General features: G+C 37.4%; 20 protein-coding genes and 1 pseudogene. 10 read left to right on the forward strand and 11 right to left on the reverse strand.

All coding sequences use genetic code 11. The features are described 5' to 3' along the window. Positions 1-213 precede the first annotated feature (213 nt). Positions 214-2,010, forward strand: coding sequence for a laminin G domain-containing metallophosphoesterase family protein (locus tag A6755_RS17545; RefSeq protein WP_084737884.1), 1,797 nt, complete (start codon positions 214-216; stop codon positions 2,008-2,010). Positions 2,011-2,165: 155 nt separating this feature from the next. Here A6755_RS17545 and A6755_RS17550 read toward each other — a convergent pair whose 3' ends face one another. The 7 genes and pseudogenes from A6755_RS17550 to A6755_RS28315 all read right to left on the reverse strand — a co-directional run. After that, positions 2,166-3,062 carry a DMT family transporter gene (locus A6755_RS17550; protein WP_063591493.1) on the reverse strand — a complete coding sequence of 299 codons (897 nt, stop codon included), beginning with the start codon at positions 3,060-3,062 and terminating at the stop codon, positions 2,166-2,168. 598 nt (positions 3,063-3,660) lie between these two features. Beyond that, positions 3,661-4,425, reverse strand: coding sequence for an ABC transporter permease (locus A6755_RS17555; RefSeq protein ID WP_174878735.1), 765 nt, complete (start codon positions 4,423-4,425; stop codon positions 3,661-3,663). Positions 4,426-4,506: 81 nt separating this feature from the next. Next, complete coding sequence (locus A6755_RS17560) at positions 4,507-5,322, reverse strand: ABC transporter ATP-binding protein (RefSeq protein ID WP_084737887.1); 816 nt, start codon at positions 5,320-5,322, stop codon at positions 4,507-4,509. Positions 5,323-5,350: 28 nt separating this feature from the next. Then, the gene (locus A6755_RS17565; RefSeq protein WP_063591496.1) at positions 5,351-6,412 is read right to left on the reverse strand and encodes an ABC transporter substrate-binding protein; all 1,062 of its coding nucleotides are present in this window, start codon (positions 6,410-6,412) and stop codon (positions 5,351-5,353) included. Between the two features lie 307 nt (positions 6,413-6,719). Further along, positions 6,720-7,172, reverse strand: a complete 453-nt coding sequence (locus A6755_RS17570) for a DUF1796 family putative cysteine peptidase (RefSeq protein ID WP_347876808.1) — start codon at positions 7,170-7,172, stop codon at positions 6,720-6,722. Continuing rightward, positions 7,150-7,401, reverse strand: coding sequence for a DUF1796 family putative cysteine peptidase (locus A6755_RS28145; RefSeq protein ID WP_347876802.1), 252 nt, complete (start codon positions 7,399-7,401; stop codon positions 7,150-7,152). The genes A6755_RS17570 and A6755_RS28145 overlap by 23 nt, the downstream gene beginning before the upstream one ends. Before the next feature lie 490 nt (positions 7,402-7,891). Beyond that, positions 7,892-8,003: pseudogene (locus tag A6755_RS28315) on the reverse strand (VOC family protein); the annotation flags it as partial. Between the two features lie 224 nt (positions 8,004-8,227). Between A6755_RS28315 and A6755_RS17575 the strand changes: the two are divergent. Both A6755_RS17575 and yyaC read left to right on the forward strand, forming a co-directional pair. Beyond that, entirely contained in the window at positions 8,228-9,448 is a 1,221-nt protein-coding gene (locus A6755_RS17575) for a cytochrome P450 (protein ID WP_063591497.1), read from the forward strand. A 1,128-nt stretch (positions 9,449-10,576) separates the two neighbouring features. Next, on the forward strand, positions 10,577-11,110 hold the full coding sequence (gene yyaC, locus A6755_RS17580; protein WP_098186968.1) for a spore protease YyaC: 534 nt from the start codon (positions 10,577-10,579) through the stop codon (positions 11,108-11,110). Positions 11,111-11,203: 93 nt separating this feature from the next. Here the strand turns inward: yyaC and A6755_RS17585 are convergent, their stop codons facing one another. Next, positions 11,204-12,514: a CitMHS family transporter gene (locus A6755_RS17585; RefSeq protein WP_063591499.1), complete on the reverse strand. Its 1,311-nt coding sequence runs from the start codon at positions 12,512-12,514 to the stop codon at positions 11,204-11,206. A gap of 251 nt (positions 12,515-12,765) precedes the next feature. Then, positions 12,766-13,629 carry a LysR family transcriptional regulator gene (locus A6755_RS17590; RefSeq protein ID WP_063591500.1) on the reverse strand — a complete coding sequence of 288 codons (864 nt, stop codon included), beginning with the start codon at positions 13,627-13,629 and terminating at the stop codon, positions 12,766-12,768. A 148-nt stretch (positions 13,630-13,777) separates the two neighbouring features. On the opposite strand from A6755_RS17590, the gene A6755_RS17595 reads away from it, so the two are divergent. After that, entirely contained in the window at positions 13,778-14,905 is a 1,128-nt protein-coding gene (locus A6755_RS17595; protein ID WP_063591501.1) for a 2-methylaconitate cis-trans isomerase PrpF family protein, read from the forward strand. Positions 14,906-14,963: 58 nt separating this feature from the next. Beyond that, a complete protein-coding gene (locus tag A6755_RS27155; protein ID WP_174878736.1) occupies positions 14,964-15,110 on the forward strand; it encodes a hypothetical protein in 147 nt (48 codons plus the stop codon). Positions 15,111-15,734: 624 nt separating this feature from the next. Here the strand turns inward: A6755_RS27155 and tcuA are convergent. Beyond that, positions 15,735-17,246, reverse strand: coding sequence for an FAD-dependent tricarballylate dehydrogenase TcuA (gene tcuA / locus A6755_RS17600; RefSeq protein WP_063591502.1), 1,512 nt, complete (start codon positions 17,244-17,246; stop codon positions 15,735-15,737). Positions 17,247-17,514: 268 nt separating this feature from the next. Between tcuA and A6755_RS17605 the strand changes: the two genes are divergently transcribed. The 3 genes from A6755_RS17605 (at position 17,515) to A6755_RS17615 (ending at position 21,273) form a co-directional block, all read left to right on the forward strand. After that, positions 17,515-18,375: a LysR family transcriptional regulator gene (locus tag A6755_RS17605; RefSeq protein ID WP_063591503.1), complete on the forward strand. Its 861-nt coding sequence runs from the start codon at positions 17,515-17,517 to the stop codon at positions 18,373-18,375. A gap of 47 nt (positions 18,376-18,422) precedes the next feature. Continuing rightward, positions 18,423-19,547, forward strand: coding sequence for an AbrB family transcriptional regulator (locus A6755_RS17610; RefSeq protein WP_063591504.1), 1,125 nt, complete (start codon positions 18,423-18,425; stop codon positions 19,545-19,547). A gap of 403 nt (positions 19,548-19,950) precedes the next feature. After that, on the forward strand, positions 19,951-21,273 hold the full coding sequence (locus A6755_RS17615; protein ID WP_063591505.1) for a CitMHS family transporter: 1,323 nt from the start codon (positions 19,951-19,953) through the stop codon (positions 21,271-21,273). Between the two features lie 872 nt (positions 21,274-22,145). Here the strand turns inward: A6755_RS17615 and A6755_RS28440 are convergent. Further along, entirely contained in the window at positions 22,146-22,304 is a 159-nt protein-coding gene (locus A6755_RS28440) for a hypothetical protein (RefSeq protein WP_488656221.1), read from the reverse strand. A gap of 458 nt (positions 22,305-22,762) precedes the next feature. Between A6755_RS28440 and A6755_RS17620 the strand changes: the two genes are divergently transcribed. Together A6755_RS17620 and A6755_RS17625 are read left to right on the forward strand one after the other, a co-directional pair. Then, positions 22,763-24,745, forward strand: coding sequence for a M14 family zinc carboxypeptidase (locus tag A6755_RS17620; protein WP_063591506.1), 1,983 nt, complete (start codon positions 22,763-22,765; stop codon positions 24,743-24,745). 64 nt (positions 24,746-24,809) lie between these two features. Further along, on the forward strand, positions 24,810-25,169 hold the full coding sequence (locus tag A6755_RS17625) for a chitobiase/beta-hexosaminidase C-terminal domain-containing protein (RefSeq protein ID WP_063591507.1): 360 nt from the start codon (positions 24,810-24,812) through the stop codon (positions 25,167-25,169). The last annotated feature ends 6 nt before the right edge of the window (positions 25,170-25,175 follow it).

The raw sequence follows: 25,175 nt of genomic DNA on the forward strand, positions 1-25,175 counted from the left end.
CTTATCTCCTAATGTCTTTTTTAGTAATAAGTCTTTTTTACTCATCCTTAATAAGTTATCGAGAAGATAAGCAAACTATACCTTATTGCAGCTTATACGGAATCTCCCCTACCTAGGCTTATTTCTCAAAAATTACCCAGGTAGTAAGTAAAGAATACATGTTTAACCATTATTCTTAAATTGCTTAATCTAATTTAAAGGGGTGAATATATTATGAGAATGAAAAAAGCATTTATAGGTCTCTCACTCTTATGTATGATTGTTCCTGGTATTGCCAAGTCAGCCGATTCTTTAAATTCCGTTGCTGAAAATGATCGGAGCAGTATCGTTGCAAATTGGAAATTCACAAAACAACATGTTAAAAGCGGTTCAATCGATAAAGGTAATTTAATTATAGAAGATACAAGCAAACATGGAAATGATTTAGAGTTAGTGACGATAGGTGACCCTGCATCACCCGAATTAAAAAAAATGTTGAAATGGTCTGAAGAAGATTATTACGCTCAGGATAAAGTTGATAGCTTGAAATTCGCCAATTACGAAAACGCCCCTGCAGGAAGGTATTTTAAAACCATACGGGATGCACCTATCAATTCAGAGAATTTCGATAGGGGTTTTACCATTGAATTGGTATTTAAGATGCCAAGGAAACCCAAAAGTGCCATGGGGCTTTTTTCAAGACAAGGACAGGCGGCAGATCTTAATAAAATGGAAGGCGAGAAAAAAACCCTTTCTGCTTTATCTATATCCAGTGATCAAAAATTGCACTGGACAAGCCATCCATCCAATCTAAACTATAATGTAAGCAATTGGTCTCGTTCTTTAAATGCTGGTGAATGGTACCATTTGGCAGTTGTTAATGATGGTAGCACAACGACTCTAACTTTAAATGGCGTTAGTGATTATGGAGAATCAGAAAAAGCCATAGGTATTGCAGCATTAAAATGTAAAGGCTGGAATATCGGCGCAACAGAGTGGGGAAATAAATTGGATGCGCTTTTCGGAGGGAATATCCAGGAAATACGAATTGCCAATAAGGCATTAACTGAAAAAGAATGGCTAGTACAGGATGCTCGTGACGATGAACCCTTTGAAGGATCAAACAAGTCCTTCCCCATTCTAACGAATAAGAAGAATTATAATTTCCTCTTTATTCCAGATACCCAGAAATATTCAAGCCAAAATCCTGAGATTTTCAATAGTCAAATGAACTGGATATCCAATAACACCAAGAAGAACAATATTATCATGAATACATTTGTTGGGGACATTGTCGATAGTGATTCAGAAAAACAATGGCAGAATTCGCTCAGAGCCATTTCCCTTTTGGATAAAAAGGAAATTCCATATATGATGGCGGCTGGGAATCATGACTATGCTGCCGGAGATCCTTTTTTAACACATTATGGGCCACAGCGTTTTATGAATAAAAACTACTATAAGGGGTCGGCTCCCTCTGGGTATAGCTCATATGCAATCGCTAAGGCAGGGAGTTATGAATACTTAGTTTTAATCGTGGATATGAAAAACCTGCATAAGGACTTGGAATGGTCAAAAAAAGTTCTGGAACGGCATAAAGATAAACCGACAATCCTCGTCTCACATGATATTATTTTTCCGAAAGTTAAAGATGATAAAACCATTGCCGCCGATTCGTCCAATGGCCGGCTGATATGGGATGAACTTGTAAAGAACCATAATCAAGTGTTCATGACGGTTAATGGACATTTTTATGGGATAGCGCATCGGGTAAAACAAAACTCAGCAGGAAATGATGTCATTCAAATGCTGGTCAATTACCAAACGAATTATCGAGGGGGAAATGGCTGGCTAAGACTTGTAGAATTTGATGAAAAGAAAAATGTATTATTATTCCGTACTTATTCCCCATATGTTGACGGAATGACTAGGAAAGAAAAGTCCTATATTGATTATAAATTTTTAACAGGTGAAAATAATTCATTTAAATTGGATTGGGACTTTAAGCATAGATTTAATTTCAGGGAATGAACAGCGCGGAAAAATCCAATTCCCCAGGTGTATCTGATTAACTTCATCAACCTGGGTGAATTCCTTTTATTGGGCTGCCCTCCTATATGTTCAGTCGTCCAAGAAGGATATACGTTCATTCATGATGATCTGAGATGCTGCTATTTTTCTAGTTTTCATGCTGCTTTTTTCACCACTGATTTATACTTTCCGAAACCATTAACGACAAGGACCCCCAATATCGCAATACTGCCGCCAATGACTGAAAGGGTACTAGGTACTTCCTGCAGCCAAACCCAAGCGACGAAAATGGCAATCACAGGTTCAATGTACAACAAACTGGAAACAGAACTGGCTTTTCCTAATGATAAAGCGACCGCCCAAGTTACATAACCGATGGCCGCAGGGAAAATACCAACAAAAACCGCTGATAAATGACCTTCCAAAGTAGCATGTTGAATTTCTTGAAATAGCCCAGGAAAAAATATAAAAAAGGGTATTGTACCGATCCATGTGAAGTAAGCTGTCAATTCAATCGGATTATAACGGCTAAACAGTGGCTTTTGGAAAACAAAAAACACCGCAGAAGCAATAGCTGACATCAGTACTAAAAAAGCTCCTTCAGAAATATTCAGCGAAGGTCCTGCGGTACCTAATGTTATTAAGGTGATCCCTGTGAATCCAATTCCTAAACCAATCCATCCGTATAGTCCGAGGCGTTCTTTTAAAACGAACGCAGCAATGATCGCGATGAAGACAGGTGCTGAACCGATCAGCATTCCAGCCGTTCCCGCCGAAACCGTTTGTTCCCCGAATGTCACCCCGATATGGTAAATACTAATGCCAATAAATGCAAGGATCGAAATCCTCAACAAATCCTCTTTTTTAGGGAGTCGAAATTTCACCCCAGGCCAGAGAGCATAAAGGATAAAAACTCCTGATGCTATAAGATAACGAACAAGTACCAAATGACCGGCTGAATATCCGCCATGCAAGCTTGCACGAATAGCAGCGAATGTAGAGCCCCAAATAATAACTGTTATAGATGCCAATAAAAATGCCTTTGTGTTCAAAACCTATTCCTCCCAACCATCCCTATAAATTGAAGGTATCATGGATACGTGAGAACTTCAATAAAATTTCTATCTCGCTGTGAAGTATCACAGTAAAAAACGAATTAGAGTACAGTCTGAGTTGTAATCATCGCTGAAAAAATTCTATTACATTTGGGATTGGATTTGAAATCTTTGTTTAAAGATGGATCAGGTTTGAAAAGCATGTTAAACCAAAGGTGCTTCGTATAGGAAGCACCTTTGGTTTAGACTGGAGACAAACTCGATATTAAGATTGCCTATATTTTTTTGAGTGAGTGTAAAATATGAACGTTAATTTCCACTCCAGGCACTCGCTTTCCGCGGGCGGTCCGGGAGCCTCCTCGGCGCTCTTGCGCCTGTGGGGTCTCCCTTGGACGCGCTTTTCCCGCAGGAGTCTCGTACCTTCCGTTCCAATCAACTTTGTTTATAAATTCAAATGGAAACCCTTTTGTCTACAAACTTGTTTACAATTACCTTTCCCAAATTTAAGCTTACTTGAAATATTGGCTTGAGGCTTTTACACTGTAACCGTTTTGTGCTGTAATACTGAAAAATAACGTTTAAAGTGTAAATTTAATTAATTATTTTCAGGTTTCCAAGATGAAAAGCGTCTTTCAATAATGCCTAAAAATGAAGTAAGAATGATTCCCGTAATCGTAATGACTAACACGCCAACAAACATGCGATCTGTTTGTAGATTTTGACCATTGCTTGTCAATTGGTATCCGATACCAGCTGTCGAAGCGAATAATTCACCTACAACCACTGCAATTAATCCTTGACCTATACCTAAGCGAATACCGTTTAAAAGGAATGGTACCGTCGAAGGCAATGCAATTGTTTTAAAAATTTGAAATTCACTTGCACTAAATGTCCTTGCTGCTTTTATTAAGTTTTGATCTAATGTTAACATAGCTTTTTGAGCGCTCATCACTATTGGAAAGAAGGCCATCAAAAATACGATAACAATTTTTGATGCTGGCCCTATTCCGAATGCAATGATGATCACTGGTAATAGGGCGACTTTAGGAGTTACATATAATCCTGAAATGAAAGGGTTAACCACTGCATTAAAGGTAGAGTTCCAACCTGATAACACACCTATTGGGATTCCAATAAGTATGGCTAAAACAAAGCCTGAAACAAATTCGTAACCACTTACCTTCATATTTTCCCAAAAGGAAACTTCTTGGACCATTAAAACTGCCGCTTGTGCAATTTCAATTGGTGAGCTTATGAACAATGGATTTATCCATTCATTTTGAGAGGCAGTTTCCCAAAGCAACAGGAATAGTAAAACAGAAGCAACACTGATAAAAAATGACTTTTTTTCTTTTTTCATTTTCTTCGCCTTTTTTATCTTTTGCTTTGATTGTGTAAGTTCTATCGTACCCTTCGTCATAGTGTTCTCCTTTCACATTAATTATATCTCTTTATTATCGAAACCTTGTTTAGAAGACTCCTGTTCAATAATGGACCAAATATGATCTACAAACTCTAAAAATTCCGGGCTGCGCTTCACATGGAGATCTCTTGGTCTAGGTATATCAACATCAACAACCTCCACTACACGTCCTGGTCTTGCCCCAAAAACAAAAACTCTATCAGCTAAAAATACCGCTTCATCAATTTGGTGTGTAATGAAAAGACTTGTCTTTTTTGTCTCATCCCATATTCTAAGTAACTCACCTTGCATAAATTCCCTAGTTTGTGCGTCCAATGCCGAAAATGGTTCATCCAATAATATTAATGATGGGTTTACCGTTAATGCCCGGGCCAAGTTTACCCGTTGCTGCATCCCACCTGACAATTCATGTGGATAATGATTTTCATAACCTTTTAAACCGACCATTTCAATAAATTCTTTAGCCTCTTTCTTTTTCTCTGCGGTTATTTGCTTTAACAGTTCAACTCCATAAAGAACATTTTCCAAAACAGTTCTCCAAGGTAATAGACTCGGGTTTTGAAAAACCATTGCCCTGTCCTTGCCGGGACCATCAATTTTTTGCTGATCTAATAGTATTTCTCCCTTACTTGGCTTTAGCAATCCAACTACAGTATTTAAAAAAGTGGTTTTTCCACAGCCGCTCGGCCCAACAATACATATAAATTCACCATCTTTAATATTTAAATTTATATTCTGCAGGGCCATCACTTCTGCACCAGTTTTATTGTTTACGTAAGTAACGTCTAAAAAACGAGTAGACAATTTAAAGTTATCCAGTTGTGCATTTTCCATCTTACCTATCATCTCCTTTCCATTCTAATTATTTTTTAAAAGCCTCTTCTATATAACTATTTGTCCAAATAACATCTTCAGTTGTATCCTGTTTAGTAGAAACGCCTGATATCTTGCCAAATTCAACTAATGGATCCTGGGCATTATCCCAAGCCTCTTGATTCATTTCTCCATAGCCTTTAAAAGTGTTTTTCAATCCGATTAGTGATTCCTCTAGGATATCTACATCAATTCCATCAAAATAAGATTCGATTGATTCGGCTGCCTCTCTTGGGTTATTACGTGTGAATTCCATACCTTTCCCTATTGCCCGAACCACTTTCAAAGATGTTTCGTGATTTTCTTCTAAATATTCTTTTTTAGCAAATACAGCTTCCCAGACCATATTCCCATACATTGGCTCTTCACTTGTATTGATTACAATGTCTCCTATATCTTTACTTTCCGCTTGTAAACCCATTGGGGGTGATGCTATTCCCCCGTCAACAATCCCCTCCTGCATACCGCCAATCTTCGATCCATCTCCTGCTAATTTGACGGTTTTTAGAGTATTGGGATCAACTCCATGCATTTGCATTAAATGACGGGTGTATACGTCTCCAGAATCTCCAACAAGGTTTGTACCAATAGTTGCGCCTTTCAATGAAGCCACTCTATCTTCAAGTGATGAGTCTTTAGAAACATTCTTTTTCTTTTGATATTGTTTAGAGAGTGTAATTTGATAGGTTAGCGCAGAATTTAAAGATTGAATTGCCAATAAATCTTCACCTTTGTCAAGAGGAGTAAACATACTTCGAGGACCCGAGACCGCAAACTGAGCTTCGCCTGATAATACAGAAGCGATTACTTGTGCTCCTCCACCACCAGAAACAATTTCAGCTTCAATTCCTTCCTTTTCAAAAAAGCCTTGCTCTATTGCTACATACAATGGGGCAACCGACAATAATCGTGCAGGTTCCGTAAAAGTAAGCTTAACCGCTTTTCCTCCTGAATCCCCTTTGTTTTCTGTAGTTGTTTCGTCACTTGGACCGCATGCAGATACTATTAACACCAAACAAAGCAGAACGAACGCCAATTTATTCTTAAACATATTACTTACCTCCCTAAATCAAATATTTTTAACATTTCATTCACTAACTAACTATATTCCTCCTCTATTTTAGTTTTATATACCAAACATAATTTCATATACACATCAATTCTAAATCAACTGTCCCATTTGGGTCAATTATAATTTTTGAAAATTTAGATAATTCGGTGGATTCCAACACAAAAAAACACTCATTTAAAATCATGAGTGCCCTTTAACTCTTGAGATATAACCTTCTGTCAAATAAAGAAAAAAACTTAATGCTTCAGCAATTTTAAAGATTACAATATAAGAATCGAAGTCAGTACTAAGAATATGTTTTTGTTAAGGTTAGCCCATTATACACATAATCCCACATTGAATCATCATTAGGACCATCGCTGGGTACTTGCACTGTACAAATGCCCTTGATTCCCCAGTCGATTTCATTAATATCCTTCAAGCCAGCTATTGGATCAAGGAAGAGGATATTAAATTTCCCCTGTATCATTTCAGACAAGACGGATTGCAATTCCACCGCTTCGCGAACGGAAACTGCCCCCCACCTAACAAATAAGATGGAATTGCTATTTGAAATTATTTCAATAAACTTATTTATTCGGTAATTGAGTTTTTCTTTGTAAGCAGGGTAAAGATGAGTCCAATGCTGGTTGGGTATTATTGGGAAATCATGAACTGAAATAATATTATAATAGGTATCTTGGATAAAATGCGCGTTTTGCTGCTTGCCGCCCTCATCAGAAAAAACCATCTCCATCATCAAGATAAGAAGCGATGCCATCTACCTGCTTCATATTCTTAAGATCCATAAATCCGACAAATCTGTTCTTCAATATTCTGCTTACATCCGGGAGTGAATTAGATACAACCCAATCAAGTGGAAATGAAAACCGCCTTAAATTATGCCGCCTTAAATTAAGGGAAGGTCCACACCAGCTGCCAAGGCTAATGATTACATCATAAGATCCTTTTATTTCTTGTAATTTCAATTCAGTCATCCTCTCTACTAATTTCCCTATTTCATCAAGGTAACTAATTTTATTTCCAGTCTTTTTCACTTTGTTCTGGAATTATATACACAATCCAGCCTTAACGAATTTTCAGTTCATCAGCCATTACTTCGGCGGTTTCTTTATCCGGAAATGTACCTGTTATTAAGCGGAAACGGTTATTTTCAGCGTTAATTATTTTTTCTCTCATAGCTTGTACCTCCTTTTTTATATCTTATGAAGCTTCATGGAAATCTGTAGTACTTAATAGATTACTAACAGCCCTTTTTATGTACATGAAATATAAAAGAAGCCCTACTTTGATAAAGTGGACTTGTTGGGGACTTGTTGGGGACTTGTTGGGAACTTGGGGGATTATTGGAAATGCAAAAGAAAATTATGGAGAAGTGAATGACTATCTAAATATTGTCCCCTTTCCACCTTTTATTGTAGGGTCAATAATCTTTTTCTAACTCCTCATTCGCTTGATTATATCACCCACTTCAAGGGCAAGATGCCTAAGCCCTCTTGCTTCAGGATAAGTTGGACAATTGGGGCTATAAGGAAAAAGAGAACAATTCCAGCTGATATTCCCCTCCGACCACTTTGGGTATCGGTATGACCTTAAACGAGAAGCTATGAAACTCAAAAGAGTTTTTCAATAGGTGGTGAATCAAATATTCCGAGTCATTACTTTCTTCTTATTGAAAAATATCTCAATTTATGTCAATTGAAACCAAATTATGAGTTTGTTATCTTAGTTAATGAACAGGTCATGACTAGTTTATGTATGAATATTAGTCACAATAAAAGGAGAGATGAAACCATGACACAAGTACGTAACTCAACAAGCGCAGTGGAGCAGTATGCTAATCTCATCCCCATGAGCGAAATTGCTTCGAACGCAGATCAATTATTTCCTTTTCCAATCTTTAATAGTTTACGACAAAAAACTCCTGTAAGGTACGACGAGGCTCGAAGCTGCTGGGATGTGTTTCGATATGAGGACGTTCATTATATTCTAAAAAATCCAAAACTGTTTTCTTCGGAACGAGGGTCTGGAACTCTTCAAGGAAGCATTTTGACAATGGACCCTCCTAGACACACAAAAATGAGAAACTTAGTGAACAAGGCATTCACTCCTAAAGCAGTGAAGGATTTAAAAAATAAAATCGAAGAGGTGACACTTTACCTTCTCGATCAAGTTAATGAGAAGGGGACTATGGATCTCGTTCATAACCTTGCTGGTCCGTTGCCTGTCATAATAATTGCCGAATTATTGGGGGTCCCTGCTAAGGATCGGGATCTTTTTAAAACCTATTCTGATGTTCTCGTGGCAGGCGCCAAAGATAATTCAAATGAAGCCTTTCAAAGAATGGCACAGAAACGTAAGGAAGGAAGTGAGTTTCTTAAAGAATATTTCAAAAAAATAATTTTAGAGAGAAAGGTAAATCCTGAAGAAGATTTAATTTCGCTATTATTAGCAGCAAAAATTGATGGGGAAAAATTAACAGAAGAAGAGGTACTATCTTTCTGTGTTTTATTATTAGTTGCGGGAAATGAAACAACAACTAATTTGATTACAAATGCCGTACGTTATATGACAGAAGATAAAAACATTCTAGAACAAGCTAGGACAAATCTGCCTTTAATACCAAAATTGGTAGAAGAAACACTACGCTTTTATCCTCCAATACAGGCAATTGGCCGTGTTACAAAGGAACAAGTCAAAGTTGGGGGCAAAACAATCCAAAAGGGGGAACAAGTAATTTGCTGGGTCGCTTCGGCAAATCGGGATGCACAAAAGTTTGCAGAGCCTAATCGGTTCACGTTAGAAAGGAAATTAAATCCTCATTTGAGTTTCGGGTTTGGTATTCATTTTTGTTTAGGTGCCCCGCTTGCACGTCTAGAAGCAGAAGTAGCTCTCGTGACACTATTAAGTACATTTGCAAAATTGGAAGGTGTAAAAGGGACTGAGCTTGAGGCGATTCCAAGTCCGTTCGTTTTTGGAGTGAAAAGACTTCCTTTAAAATTTACAAGACAATGAGCCTTGCTGCCTAAGAATATATAGATTAGGTAATACAAAAACCTATCAATAACAAAAATGAATTTTTTTATATAACCTCAATGAAAAGGAAGTATATTAAAATTGAATATTCGTAAAGCATTTGTTGTATAGAAATGTTAAACCCCATATTTATCCAGTTATTAAAAATTCCAATGTATTAGGTTTATAAAAACTTAATATATAATACGGAATTTATGACATAAAAAATACAGAAACAAAAATGGAAATCACAAAATGAGTTCCATTTTTGTTTTGAGTACTATTTTGTTTTAGGGCACCTTCATGAAAGACTTTTCTTATCAAAATATACATAACCCTACTGCAAATACTACTTTCCATATATTTCAAGAGGTGAATCATCCGGATCACAAAAAAAGGTAAACCTTTTTCCTGTTATCTCATCAACACGGATAGGTTCGACTGGAAATTTGGGCTATCAGGAAATGAGAACAATTCAAGCTAAATTTCCCCCCCGACCATTAAATCCAATTTATACGACTGCCTATCTGACCGATATGTCTCCTTCACGATATCACACCCTAATTTTTCATAATCGGAACAAATTATTGACATGATGTATTTTTTACCTTCATTTCTTACCTCCCTAATAGCATTGGTTAGTTTTAAAAATTATTTTAACAAAGTTATCCATTAATAAAAACTTAGTTTTCAGTGCTTCCTTCGGAATATACTGCACCATACTGGTACATCCAATTCCCTTTCACCTGGATATAAGTCTTTACAAAGGGCGTATAATATAAGTTAATCTAAAAAAACGTATAATAAAAAAGGAGCCTTCCCCTCCTACTCTCTAGATCAATAATATAGATTCCTAGAACGCTGATTATGTTAATTAACTTTGTATATTGGTGTACTTGGTTGTAGTTTAAAATAAAGTCGTTACGTTTTCTAGTTGTAAACCAACTCACACTTCCTCGCCAAATAAATTAAAGGGGATGTTTTGAATTACTGCCATTTTTCAGAGTGTTAACTATCATTCTCAAGCATATGCTTATATTTACATGCAGGATGTCCTTTTTGTTCGTATAATAGGACAAAGGGGAATTAAGATGAGTCTAATTTACAAGAAGAGGAGCAATTTGTTCTGTGGAAACAAAAGGCGAAGAAATAAACTGCTTAGCATTAAAGGTCAAAGAGATTATTCAATCTTCTGGCTGTCAAAATGAAGATGTAATCTTTCTTTGCATTGGTTCAGACCGATCAGTTGGGGATTCATTAGGTCCTTTAGTCGGGACAATGCTTAAAGAACATACGGTGCCTTATCGTGTTTACGGTACTTTGGAAAATCCCGTTCATGCATTTAATTTAAAAGACACATTGAAAAAAATTAAAAAACAATTCAAAAAGCCTCTTATTTTTAGTGTGGATGCTTGTTTAGGGAATCAAAACCAGGTCGGTTATGTTTTTTTGAAGGATGGACCTCTTGTCCCTGGGAAAGCTTTAAAAAAAGTATTGCCGGAAGTTGGAGATTATCATATTACAGGAATGGTCAATTATATAGATCCGCTGCCAACGATGCAATTTTTAAATGATACTCGTCTATACACGGTTATGAACCTTGCGAAAACAATCGTAAAAATAATTACTCAAGCTAGCGGCGAGACTTCTGGAATTAAATAAAAGAATGGGCTGTGCCAAAACCACTAATAATAATTGGTTTTGGCACAGCCCTACTTTGTTTAAGTTCGAAGAATTTATTAGATAACATTGTACTTAAATAATAGCCCCTGTCAAGATAGCAACAATGATAAGGACTAATGAACAAATTAGAGCCCATTTAAATGCATACCGCTGTAGTTCCCCGATATCCGTTTTTACCATCCCTACCAGTAAAAGAGTCGATGCCACGAGTGGACTTAAGAAATGTACAGGCTGGCCCAGTACGGAAGCTCTGGCAATTTCTAAAGGACTCACTCCATAAGCTTCTCCTGCTTCGGCAAGAATTGGCAAAACACCAAAGTAGTAAGCATCATTGGATAAAACGAACGTAAATGGCATGCTGGTTAACGCAACGACCATCGGTAAAAAAGAGCCTAAAGAATCCGGAATGATGGCCACTAATGAATTTGCAATGGCATCTACCATTTTCGTTCCGGAAAAGATCCCTGTGAATATACCAGCCGCAAATACTAGTGTGACGACGGTAATAGCATTTCCTGCATGTGACACGATTCGCTCTTTTTGCTGTTCTAGATTAGGGTAATTAATGATCGAGGCAAGCACAAATCCGATTAGAAACAACACAGGTACCGGCACTAAGCCCATTACAAGAATGACCATAACCGTGAGCGTCAACAAAAGATTGACCCATATTAATTTAGGGCGCTTTAAATCGTCTTGTATGGCGGAAGCTACCGCTGCTTCAGCTAGAGCTCCTTTCATTTCAGGTGCAGCTTTGATATGAACAACACCAAGCCTTTTGCGCTCTTTTTTCCCAAGCACGTAAGCGGTAAAAAGAATAGCTGCTATTCCTGATAATAGTGTTGGGATAATCGGAACAAAGAATTCATTTGCATCGAGACCTAGAGATGCTATTGCTCTTGTTGCAGGTCCTCCCCAAGGAGTCATGCCACTCATAATACTTACAGCCAGCATAGAAATAGTGGCAAGAATAAGTGGATTCATACCAAGGCGTAAGTAAAGAGGCAGCATAGCGGAAATCGTAATCATATGAGTCGTGGTACCATCACCATCCAAGGCAACGGTCATTGCGATTACTGCTGTACCTATCGCTATTTTTACCGGATCCCCTTTTACGATTTTCAACATGGTTTTAATGAGTGGATCAAATAATCCAGCGTCAATCAGAACTCCGAAAAACAAAATAGCGAACAATAGCAAAGCGGCTGAAGGTGCGACAACCTTTATTCCATCGAGCATCATATCTCCGAGCTCTGGACCAAATCCGCCAATTAATGCAAAGATAATTGGAATGACCACTAGAGAATTAACAGGTGATAACCGTTTAGACATGATTAAATAAGTGAAGACAACGACCATTGAAATTCCAAGTAACGTAAGAATATGAATCCCCTCCTATTAAAGAAACCGCTTACAAACCAAATGAAAAAGTTTGAATAGTTAAAAAATATTATATAATATCTTCTGTTTCCCAGTTGCTTTGTTTTCTATTTTTAGAATAGTTCATATCATTAAATAAGTGAAATACATATTTTTTTTACTTTTTCGAAAAAAAAACTTATAATCCATTTTATATTAAATAAGAAATCGAAAAAGCACAATGAAATTGTCAATGATTTCATTGTGCTTTTTCGTTAAAGATTGGAATTTTTATTCAAGAAATCAATAAAGTTTTTCACAGTAGAGAGTTTTAAAGAATCCTGGTTATACATTAACCATGTATTTCTTAACACCGGCTGCCCATTTTTGTAGGATAACCCGTATGTATGCAAGTTATCTGAAGGCTGCAGGCATATTTCCGGCAGAATGGAAACACCAAGATCATTTTTGACCATCTCTTTGCACGTCTCCTGCCGATCTGTTTCCATAGTTACAAATGGTGGCTCCGGGAATCTATCATGCCACCAGCCATTTATTAAGTTTTTTAAAGAACTGTCGGTTTTATAATTTATGAATGGAAGTTCCGGCAAATTATCCAAGTCTACCTCTTTCTTAGAAATTAAACAAAGTCTTTCTTTATGCAGTAGCGATTTGATTCCATACCATTCATAGTTTCCACGCAGAATGCCTAATTGAACACTAGAGGAATCCAGAAGATGCATGATTTCTGTACTCCAGCCTGTATTCACATTAAATTGTACATGAGGATATTGTGTCGAGAACTTTTTCAATATTTCTGGTAGTTTATATTGGGCAAAGTTGCTGGAAACGCCAAGCCTTAACGTTCCTCTTACCTCTTTTTTCATATTCAGCATATAATCTTTCGTTTTTTGCAACTTTTTCACCATTTCTTCCGCATAGCCCGCTAAATGTATCCCTTCGGAAGTGAACTCAATGCCTCCTTTTATTTTGAAAAATAAGTTTGTGCTAAATTCTTTTTCTAAATTTTTAAGCCGGTACGTTAACGCCGGCTGCGATATATATAAACGCTCTGCGGCACGGCTAATGTTTTTTTCTTCATATAGTACCCTTATCGCAATCCAATCTTTTTCGTCCACTTAACCATCTCCCGCCTTTTGATTATAAGTTTTTTTATCATTTTTATTAAAAAAATATGTATTTTACTTATGAATGAACTTATCATACTATATTTTCAAAGGAACCGGTAGTGCTATAAATATTGATTTGAGAAAAGGTGGTTATACAATGAAAGTACCAGTAGTTGTAATGCGCGGCGGAACAAGTAAAGGTGTGTTCCTTAACTTTGAACATATGCCTTCGAATCGCTCACTCTGGGAAGATTTCTTACTTGACGTGATGGGCAGTCCGGATCGGAGACAGATTGATGGTCTTGGAGGAGCGAATTCATTGACAAGTAAAGCAGCGATCATCAAAAAATCAGAATCACCGGAATTCGATGTGGAATATACATTTGCGCAAATCAGCATCGATAATCAAATGGTTGATTTTAAAGGAAATTGTGGGAATATTTCATCTGCTGTAGGACCTTACGCAATTGAGCACGGATTAGTTCCGGCAAAAGAACCTGTTACAACGGTGAGAATTTTTAACACGAATACACAGAAATTGATAATTGCAGAAGTAGAGGTTGAAAATGGACAAGTGAAAAAAGAAGGCAGCTGCTCAATTCCAGGCGTGCCTGGTAAAGGATCACCTATCTATCTTTCTTTTACTCGTGCTGAAGGAGCAGTTACAGGAAAACTTTTCCCTACAGGAAATCCAATAGACATGATTAAAACGAAGGATCGACTGATTCAAGTTTCAATCATTGATGTTGCCAATCCACTTGTTTTTGTAAGGGCACAGGATATTGGTCTAAACGGAAGCGAATTGCCCACTGATTATTCACAGGAAAAATTAAATGAACTAGAAGAAATCCGGTCGATTGCAGCTGAAATGTGTCAATTTTCCGATAAGAAATCAGCGACTGTCAAATCTCCTGCTGTTCCTAAAATGACCCTAATTGCTCCTCCTATGGATTACGTAGACCTAAACGGATCGGAAAGAAAAGCCTCAGAGATGGATTTGATGATCAGAATGATGTCAATGCAAAAGCCCCATCAAGCGCTTGCTATTACAGGAGCCATCTGTGCAACTGCAGGAGCTTACTTACAGGAAACGATTTTATCCGAGATGGTGAACATTAAACAGGAAATTTTTCGATTAGCCCACCCGGCAGGGATCATGGAAACAAAGGTTGATTTCTTGGCAGGACACATACGTGCTATTAAAGTGGTACGCACAGCGAGAATCATTTTAGAGGGATACGTGTACACGAAAAAAAATTACGAGCTTTCCTATCAATTAGCTTGATTTGAATTAATTTGCAAATTACAGCAAAAAAAATTATCTATCACTTGGAGGCTTTTCAATGTGGGTCATCACTGTCTTTTTAAAAGGAAATATTAAAATTTTTGAATTTGACACAGAAAAAGAAGCGAAAGAACTATTCAAAAATATGAAAGGCACTAAAATTCTTTCCGAAATAGTTTACTTCAATGATCCTTGTTTTTTATAAGTGAGTTTTTCAATAGAGCCCAGACTATAATGTATCTCCAACTAACCGATGTCTACAAAATTCAATTGTAAAATAGGATTGAGAATAGATGAAAATTTTCCGGCAAGTTAGGATATACTGAATCCAGATTTTCATGGTTACTGGAGTATTTAACCAAAAAGAAAACTAATTGTTATCTATCATCCTTGTTATAGGGAAAAAATTATTTATTGAATGGTATCCTTTTTCACAGGCTCAATTTTAGCATCAATCGGAGCATAGGAAGAACACCTATATAAATATATCATACAAAATAGTTAATATCTGGTAACTGTTGATAAGTCAGCGCTGACTTCATGCGCGATAGTGCCCAGCTGATCCATTCAGCTGGTGCTAAAATTGAATAGCTATATATAATAGAAGAAAAATCATATTGTCTGGCCATCAGGACGCTTAAAGCTATACTCTAAAACTCATATCCCTATATGATATGTGTTTTAGTCAATGCATAAAGACTTTTAATATTTGAAGTACCAAACAGCCAAGAACTTTTTTTTAAGCCTTGGCTGTTTTTCATTCTTCTATTTAATGTATCCTAGATTTTTTGGACAAACTCTTATCTAATTAACTATGCAAGGAAAGGACTCAATGATTATTGACCGCTTCAACCTTTTCTTGAATATAGTGGGCTGCGGATGAACCAGCTAATTTTCCAAAGACTGCTCCAGACATTAACCCGGATCCACCAGGATAGTTTTCATAAAAAATCCCTCCAATCATTTCACCAGCCGCAAAGAGACCTTTTATCGGTTGTTCTTCTTTGTTTAACACATGACCCGTTGTATCTACATGCAAACCGCCGAACGAGAACGTAATTCCGCACGTTACAGGGAAAGCATAGAATGGCCCTTGCTCTATTCGAAGTGCCCAGTTGGATTTAGGAGGGGTAATTCCTTTCGTTCCTTTGCCATCTTTCTCTGCGGGTCTATACTCGCCATCTTGTACGGCACTGTTATACTCTTCGATCGTTTTAAGGAATTGTGTTTGATTGACCGGCAGTAAACTAGCCAACTCTCCAAGTGTATATGCTTTATAAATAGTCGCTTCTTCAAGGTCATATTCTTTACGCAGCATCGGGCGTACCTGTGCATCATAAATTTGATATGCCACATGTCCAGGCTGTTTTAATACCTCACGGCCGTATTTGGCATAGGTGTAATTTCGCAAATCTGCTCCTTCATCAACAAAACGTTTTCCTTCATTATTAAGCATGACGCTGTACGGATAAGAATGCTTTTTAAAAATATCTCCCGGCTTCGTGAAGTCCCCTACTTTTGGCGCGTTATAATCTGTCCCAATCGAATGACATCCAGACCACTGCCCAAATTTTTGAGCCCCGACTGCCATAGCCATGGAAATGCCGTCTCCTGTGTTGAACTCGGTTCCACGAACAATTGCCGCTTCCCATTCTTCACCAATATTTTCACATCTCATTTTCTTATTGGCTTCAAAGCCGCCACAAGCCAAAATCACACCGGATGTCTGAACTGTTACCATTGTTTGATCCTTCTCAACAACGACACCGGATATTGTGTTATTCTCTGATACAAGCTCCACAGCACGTGAATCGTACCAAACGTCAATGCCTATTTCTTCTGTCCGCGCAAAGAGCTGTCTCATTAAGCCCACGCCTTTATCTTCCGTTTTGATAGGCAGCCCCCCCCAGAAATTGCGCTTGCCATCTTGTACGAAAGATTGATTTTCATAATTCAATTCAAATTTTATTCCCTGATCGCGCATCCAAGCAATTGTTTCATACGATTTAGTAACCAGCTGTTTTGCTAATTCGGGATTACTTTGTCCACCTGTTACTCGCATTAAATCATTGTAATAGTCGGATTCCGTGTATTCAGGCATTACAATTAACTCGGATTCTTCATCTGTTAATTCAGGTATTATATTTCTGATTGCGTCTAAATTATTGTATGCTACACGAATGGCTCCATCCGTGAAGAAAGAGTTCCCTCCACGCTTTTCCAATGGTCCTCGTTCTAATACAAGAACTCTAGCACCTCCCTCTTTTGCTGAGATTGCGGCACATAAAGCTGCATTTCCTGCCCCTACTACAACTACATCATAATTTTGTGTATTTGACATTTTTACCCCTCCTGTTAAGTAGTGATAACTCTTCATGTAAATAATAAGTGAAAATAATGAATAAAAATAATATTGTTTTTTTATTCATTGCCATAGAAAAAATTTATGAAAGGATGTTGGAAAAGCAAAACTATAGTGAGTCTATTGGTTTACATAAAAAGATAGATTTCCTTTTTCATTAGTTGTATTATACTTTTAGAAATCAAATAAATTATCATTATTTATAATTACCCATAAATATTTTTTATGGTTAAAGGAGAAAAATTTTATGGATGAAAAAGACTGGCTTATTTTAATTACTCTTTACGAAGAAAGAAATATAACAAAAGCAGCACAACGACTATTTATTTCTCAGCCAGCTTTATCCTATCGTATAAAACAGCTGGAAAAAGAGTTCAAAACAAATTTAATCTCTAGAGGCAAAAGAGGTGTCGAGTTTACAGTTGAAGGGGAATACCTTGTACAATATTCGAAAAATATGCGTAAGCAATTAGGAGCTGCAAAAGAACACATCTCAAATTTGGATAAAAAAGTAAAAGGAACTTTGCGATTGGGTGTATCTGGCTTGTTTGCCCGTTATAAACTACCAGTATTATTAAAAGAATTTCTAACCCTATATCCAGATGTTGAAATTAGTTTGAAAACTGGATGGAGTTCTCAAATTCATCAAATGCTTCAAAAAGAAGAAGCACACCTCGGGATCGTTAGAGGTCCTTACAAATGGCAGGAAAATAAAGTGTTGTTTCAAGAAGAAAAGATTTGTATTGCCTCCAGTAAAAAAATTGAATTAAAAGAACTTCCTTTTCTTCCTAGAGTTAATTATCAGACAGACCAATCGTTAAGAAATACTATTGAAAACTGGTGGCAGGAAACCTTTACGTTACCACCTAAGATTTCAATGGAGGTAGATCGGATTGAAACATGTAAGGAACTGGTTCTTAATGGTTTAGGATATGCCATTTTACCAGAAATCTGTATTAAAGATGATGAACCACTGTATACTTTCCCCATTGTATTAAGCGATAATAGCTTTTTGCTTAGAGAAACTTGGGTTTTTTACCGGGATGTGACTATGGATTTGGCACAAGTAAAAGCATTTATTGATTTTCTTAATGATTCTAAACAATAGAAATAAGACGAATCGAAATAAAACTAGTACAAAGGAAGAGAATTAACATGAAAAAGTGGGATTTAAATGATGCAAGCAAGACAATCCAATTTTCGGCTGCACTTCTAACTGCTTTTATTGGTGGCGGCCTTTTCTCTCTTATCAGGTTTCCAATCCCCTGGCTTCTTGGTCCAATGGCAGCCCTATTAATTGCATCACGTTTCAAAAACGTTAAATTGATTTGGCCCGTTTCGATGAGAAATACTGGATTAATTATTGTAGGTTATTCAATAGGCATCTCCTTTACCAAGAGCTCACTGTCTGATATGATTAGTCACCTTCCCTCAATGTTGATCCTTACAGCCTTAATTGTCCTTGTGTGTGCATGTTCTGCTTTTGTTATGTCGAAATATTCCGGCATTGACTATCCTACATCCTTAACGAGTAGTATTCCTGGAGGTTTGTCACAAATTGTTGTGTTTGCAGAAGAAATGAAAGGTATTGATATTACGACAGTAACCTTTTTCCATGTTACAAGAGTGATAATGGTGGTTTTCTTAGTTCCCCTTTTAATTATCAGTCCCCTGTTTGCAGCGAATCGTACCAATGATTCCTCTAAAATAATGGATAACGTTATTCCAGAGTGGAGTGATTTATTTCCTCTAATCTTTCTGTTCGCCCTTATTTGTTTTCTCGCAGCTAGAGTAGGTAAAATATTCAAATTACCAGCTCCTTACTTTTTAGGACCAGTATTCGCTGTTGCGGCAGTAGGCCTTTTTGGTTTGCAGGGACCACCACTTCCTCCTTCACTTCTTGATATATCTCAATTTATGGTTGGCGGTTATATCGGTTTACTATTAAAACCGGAACAACTTGACAACAAAAGAAAAACCTTATTATTTGCTTTGATGAACGGACTGATTTTGATCTGCACAACAATGTTTTTTAGTTTTCTACTGACCCGGTATTATGATTTATCGACTATTACGGGTTTTTTAAGTTTAGCCCCTGGTGGAATGGATCAAATGGGAATCATTGCACAAGAAGTAAACGCTGATGTATCTACTGTTACCAGCTATCAACTATTTCGGATGGCTTTTATTTATGCCGCAGTGCCTCCATTACTAAGATTGGTATTAAAATTAAGTTTAAGAAAAAAAGACAAGAACAGTAACGTTAAAACTAAATGTTAATTAAAAAAGGAGAGAGCTTTGCTCAAGGACACTGAAAAAGTCTGATTTATAAAGAAAAGAAGGTCATCATTCACAATATTTAGATGATGACCTTCTTTTTAAATACTAAAAAAAATAGCATTAAATTTTTAAAAATTTCTTTATTGTATCACTTATCCTTTGCCTTTCTTTGTTCTCCTCCCTCCAATCTTTTTTTTAGAATAAATTATTTTGATACCAACACAAAAAAAATATGTATTTAACTTATTGTTCTCCCTGTATTACCTTTAATAAAGAAAAGCGCATAAGCATAATGTAAAACTTATTAATCTACCAGTTAATTTTTTATGAAGACACGAAATTAATTCTTAGTCATCCAGAGATCGATTGAAAGCGCATTCAATATTTGGGAGGGGATTTAATAATGTTTCTTACAATTTTAGGCATCTCCATGGTTACCGTTTTTACCTATTTAATTATGTCCAAACGTTTATCACCCATTGTTGCTTTAACTTTAGTTCCGATCGTTTTTGCAGGAGTTGGTGGTTTTGGAAGCAAAATTGGCACTATGATGATGGAAGGCATTAAGCTAGTCGCTCCTTCTGCAGCTCTATTATTATTCGCCATATTGTTTTTTGGCATTATGATAGATACGGGCTTATTTGACCCACTTATCAAAAAGTTATTAGAAGTTGTCAAGGGAGATCCTGTCAAAATTTCGATGGGTACCACAATTCTTGCATTACTTGTGGCCCTAGATGGAGACGGTACAACAACGTATATCATTACAGTTTCAGCTATGTATCCACTTTATAAACGAATCGGTATGAATCCATTGGTTTTAGCCACTGTAGCCATGCTGGCTTTAAGTGTTATGAGTGGTATGACCCCCTGGGGAGGACCTGCTACCCGAGCAATAGCAGTATTGGGACTTGATGCATCCGAATTTTTTGTTCCACTTATTCCTACCATGATCGGTGGTGCTCTTTGGGTTATTTTCGTCGCATTTATTTTAGGGAAAAGAGAACGTAAACGACTTGGTGTAATACACATAGAAGAGTTCAAAAATGAAATAGCTGCTACTGTTGAAAATGAAGCCACTGAAACATTTCCTCATATTGACATTAAACGTCCTCGTTTTTTGTGGGTTAACTTATTAATTGTTGTAAGCATTATGGTCATGCTTATTATGGGATTGGTTCCTTCCCCCATTTTATTTTTGGTCGGTTTCACTATTGCTTTAATGGTAAACTACCCCAATCTGGAAATGCAAAAAAGACGTATCTTAGCACATTCTGGAAACGCTTTAATTGTTGTTCTATTAGTTTTTGCGGCAGGAGTATTTGCAGGAATCTTTTCCGGTACAAAAATGGTTGATGCTATCGCTAATGGACTGATTGCGATAATACCTGCTTCATTAGGACAGTTTTTTCCTGTCATTGTTGGCATTACAAGTATGCCATTCACTTTTGTTTTATCGAATGATGCCTATTATTTTGGAGTTCTCCCTATTCTTGCAGAAGCAGCATCAGCCTATGGTATTAGCCCATTGGAAATTGCTCGTGCTTCTATATTGGGACAACCCGCTCATTTAATGAGTCCACTTGTTGCATCAACCATTCTATTAGTTGGCATGGTTGATAAAGACCTTGGAGAATATCAGAAATTCGCATACAAATGGGCCATCTTGACAACGTTAATCTTAACAGTATTAGCTATTATTAGTGGTGCTATTTCTTTTATGTAATTTATCAAAGTCCTTGTATACTTGTTTGCAAGGACTTTTGTGGCATTTTTCAGCTAGATGGTTTTTTGATACAACATTGTTGTTAGGTAAAGTTCTATGATTGAAACCATGAAATATGATTGGAAAACTGAAGTAATTACTGATATTATGTGGATCTATTGGATTAAAGAATGTAAATATTTTTATGATTCATTATGTTAATGTAAAGCATGTCCTTCCTTGACTTAATTACCAAGTTCCATTTCTTTTTCAACCGTTCCACAAAACGCTCATTGATATAAGTACGGACAAACTGGTCCTTTTTCCAAATCGATGTCTTTTCTAATAAGGCTGTTTTCACATACTTTGTTGCTATTTACCAGGTAGTAAGTTGTGGTTGATTTCCCCTCCAGATGCTCGCTTTCCGCGGGGCGGGCGGTGAGCCTCCTCGGCGTAAACGCCTGTGGGGTCTCACCTGTCCCGTTGCTCCCGCAGGAGTCTCGCACTTCCGATCCAATCAACCTTAAATAGTTTCGTTTTAAAAACAACAATCTTTACGAAAAGAGCCTCTAAAAAAACACCCGCTTAAGGCGTTGATCCTCAGGCAAGTTGGACCATGCCTGGTTCGCCTCCTCTTCCAGTGAACTTTCAATCTTTCTCTGGATCACCATCACTTGATAATACTAAAAAAGAGAATATATGGTAATCTACTAGAGTCCAATAGATTCTCATGCATTCTCATGTAATAGACTATATTCGGTTTTTTAATAGCAGATTCTGCTTCTGTGCGGTTGTTACTTGCTTGTAGCACTTTTACCATAGTAATAGCCACCATTTCCATGGTTTCAATTTTTACGGTTAATTGCTGAATGTGATTTTTTACTATGAGATTTTTATTTATGGCGGCAGTTTTTGCAGACTTTGATGGTTTGGTATGTTTCAGTTTTGTGCGGGTAGAGAAGCTTTACTCCTGTTCTTTCACACAGTGGGCATGTCCCTCTGCCATTTGAAGGCAAGTAGCTGATTGATTTTCCTCGGTTTCTTTTTGCCATTCCCCATCATTCCTATTCATAATAATTCTTGTTTCTTTATTAAATGTTGGATTGGCACAAAGGTTGATAGGCATTTGATGGTTTTTAACAATAGAGCCGCAATTCACATGAAATATATTACAACTTTCTTTTTACAAAATTAAACAAAAATCAACAATATTAAACAATTTTAAACAATAAAAACAGTTGATTACCAATATACAGTTTATAGGAATTATTATGGAATAAAATCTAGTAATTTTGTACTCCTAAAATTACTGGATTTCGTGTGGCGCAGTACTTTTTAAATAGGAAAAACAGTCTAAAATTCAATCTTCTAAAATAAAGTATTATATTTTCTCAATAAAATTTTTGTAGAGTGGATTTTTAACTGCCCCTGATTTTACGACAAGATATTAAGTACATTCAACTTACAATAAGCTTGTATTAAAATTTTCAGCATTTTGGGGGTGCAGTTTTTGACACAACAGAAAAAGCAGAAATGGAAAAGGAATTTAGTGGTGATGACTGCAATAACCGGACTAGGGTTCTCTACATTTTATACAGGCCTAAGTATTCCGGTTGCAGCGGTCGAACAACCTGACCAGCTGATTCCTAAGAAAGAATCGGTCTCAATTGTTCAACTTGTGGTACCAAATGATAAGGCAAAGGACAAGCTTCTTGAGCTTGGAATTGACCTTACCCACAGAATCGAAGCACACGACGGAGTCTATGAAGTGGATGCCGTTGTCACACCAACAGAAATTGCCATGTTAAAGACCTTTGGCATCAATGTAAAAGAGACCCTGATCACCGAAAATCAATGGAGCACACGCGTGGCAGAGCGGCAATCTACTGTCCAGCTGCAAGCCAGTCTGGCAGCTTCCGAGGATACACTTAAAGTCCTTAGGGCAAACCATTTTACCAATCAATCAGGCACCTTCCTATATCTCGAAGTAAAATCAAGCGCCGGTGCGACTGCTAGCACAGCACTTAAAGCAACTTGGACCGAGAACGGTGAGGAAAAATCTGCTACACTTTCTAGATTGGTAGATTACGGTGAATATTTATATCACTATTTACTTCTACCAATTAGCGCCATTCCTTCATCTGTTAAAATTGAAAGTAATCTTGGAGGAACAGCTACGAGCACCATTACTGAATGGTTAGGGAAAGAGCCGAAACATCCAAAAACAGATTATGTTACGGATTTTGTTGACCACTATATGGCACCAAATGAATTATATGAACGTGCCGAAAAACTTTCAAAAGAATTCCCGAACTTGGTAGAAATCATTGATATGCCAAATAAAACAAATGGTTACAGACGTCTTGCCCAAGCAACTATCGGCGGCACGACCAACCTCGCAGTTGTTGTTTCCTCAAAAGCATGGGGGCATGAAGGCGGGAATGATGTATCGGTAGAATTCAAGAATCCGGGAACCAATAATGCACCACTAAAAGTGACTGTGGATGGTACCAGGATTTTTGTAGATTTAGCTACTGATTCGTCAGGAAAGGCAACAAGTACTGCCGCACAAGTGGTTAAAGCACTGAATGAGAATGCTAGCCAACTTGTCACTGCGACTACATACCGCGGTAATACTGGTGCTGGTGTTGTCGCACCAACTACAAATGCTGCGATATTAACTGACGGCTTGAAAGCTGGGGCAGACGTTTCCCGTGATCCTTTCACAGTAAAAGCGATCCGAATCGGCAAGCATCGTGACGGTTCTAAACCAGGTGTTCTTGGATATGCTCAGGAGCATGCCCGTGAATGGGTGACCCCACTCGTAACAATTGAAACGGCGGAAAGACTACTGCGAAACTATAATCAAGATAGTGAGACAAGAAAGCTTGTTGATAATCTTGATATATTCCTTGTACCTTCAGTAAACCCTGATGGTGCTAATTACAGCTTAAATGATTACAATATGCAGCGTAAAAATATGACCAATCACTGTGGTCCCACTGCCTCTGATCCTGGGTACCGTAATAATTGGGGAGTTGACCTTAACCGCAACCATTCTGTTGGTTCCGTTTTTGATGGCTATATTGGCGGAGGTACAAGTTGCACGGGAGATACTTACGCTGGACCAGCTGAAAACTCTGAGCCTGAAGGAAGAAACCTTGTCTGGCTTGCTGACAAAAACCCAAATATTAAGTTTGCAATGAATATTCATAGTTATGGCGGCTACTTCATGTGGTCCCCTGGTGCCTACGATTCAAAACGTACAACACTGCCACGCCCATCAGCTGGTGAAGAAGCTTTTTACTGGGCAGCTTCTAATAACATCCTAAATGATATTCAAGACCACCGCGGAACGGTCATTCTACCTAGTCGTACAGGTCCAATTCCTGACGTACTATACTCTGCTGCAGGTAACTCCGCGGACTACCTATGGTATGAAAAGGGGATTTATGCCTGGAACTTCGAAGTAGGGGGCAGATTTATGGAATAAGGATACAAAAAGATGGCAGGCAGTTGGATTCCAGCCAGCCTTTGTAGAAGGTCATGAAGAAGCAATGGAATTTGCCAATGGGTTGATTGGCTTAATGAAAGTAGCCTACAACAGTGCAAAAGACCATCAGCCGCCTTCCTCAAAATCTACACCTGGAAACGGTAAATACACAGGTCCGGTTGATGTTAAGATTGAAACAAGTGAGCCAGCCACGATTTATTATACGCTTGACGGCAGCCGCCCTACCTTCCAATCAACTAAAATTAAATTAAGCGGCACCCGTGAATTTGCAGAAACATTAAAAATTGAAAAGACAACAACCATCAATTATTTCACTGTGGACGCCGCAGGAAACATTGAGAAAAACTTCAATCCACTTGGTAATGGGAAAAACTATAATTCTGTAACGCTTACAATAAAATAACAGTTT

Source organism: Peribacillus frigoritolerans, assembly GCF_001636405.1.
Classification (GTDB): Bacteria; Bacillota; Bacilli; order Bacillales; family DSM-1321; genus Peribacillus; species Peribacillus frigoritolerans.

Bases quoted from the DNA above. Each gene is read 5' to 3' on its own strand.
- A6755_RS17545 (WP_084737884.1), top strand. From the start codon at position 214: ATGAGAATGAAAAAAGCATTTATAGGTCTCTCACTCTTATGTATGATT.
- A6755_RS17555 (WP_174878735.1), bottom strand. From the start codon at position 4,425: ATGAAAAAAGAAAAAAAGTCATTTTTTATCAGTGTTGCTTCTGTTTTA.
- A6755_RS17560 (WP_084737887.1), bottom strand. From the start codon at position 5,322: ATGGAAAATGCACAACTGGATAACTTTAAATTGTCTACTCGTTTTTTA.
- A6755_RS17565 (WP_063591496.1), bottom strand. From the start codon at position 6,412: ATGTTTAAGAATAAATTGGCGTTCGTTCTGCTTTGTTTGGTGTTAATA.
- A6755_RS17570 (WP_347876808.1), bottom strand. From the start codon at position 7,172: ATGATGGAGATGGTTTTTTCTGATGAGGGCGGCAAGCAGCAAAACGCG.
- A6755_RS17575 (WP_063591497.1), top strand. From the start codon at position 8,228: ATGACACAAGTACGTAACTCAACAAGCGCAGTGGAGCAGTATGCTAAT.
- A6755_RS17595 (WP_063591501.1), top strand. From the start codon at position 13,778: ATGAAAGTACCAGTAGTTGTAATGCGCGGCGGAACAAGTAAAGGTGTG.
- A6755_RS27155 (WP_174878736.1), top strand. From the start codon at position 14,964: ATGTGGGTCATCACTGTCTTTTTAAAAGGAAATATTAAAATTTTTGAA.
- tcuA (WP_063591502.1), bottom strand. From the start codon at position 17,246: ATGTCAAATACACAAAATTATGATGTAGTTGTAGTAGGGGCAGGAAAT.
- A6755_RS17605 (WP_063591503.1), top strand. From the start codon at position 17,515: ATGGATGAAAAAGACTGGCTTATTTTAATTACTCTTTACGAAGAAAGA.
- A6755_RS17610 (WP_063591504.1), top strand. From the start codon at position 18,423: ATGAAAAAGTGGGATTTAAATGATGCAAGCAAGACAATCCAATTTTCG.
- A6755_RS17615 (WP_063591505.1), top strand. From the start codon at position 19,951: ATGTTTCTTACAATTTTAGGCATCTCCATGGTTACCGTTTTTACCTAT.
- A6755_RS28440 (WP_488656221.1), bottom strand. From the start codon at position 22,304: ATGGCAAAAAGAAACCGAGGAAAATCAATCAGCTACTTGCCTTCAAAT.
- A6755_RS17625 (WP_063591507.1), top strand. From the start codon at position 24,810: ATGGAATTTGCCAATGGGTTGATTGGCTTAATGAAAGTAGCCTACAAC.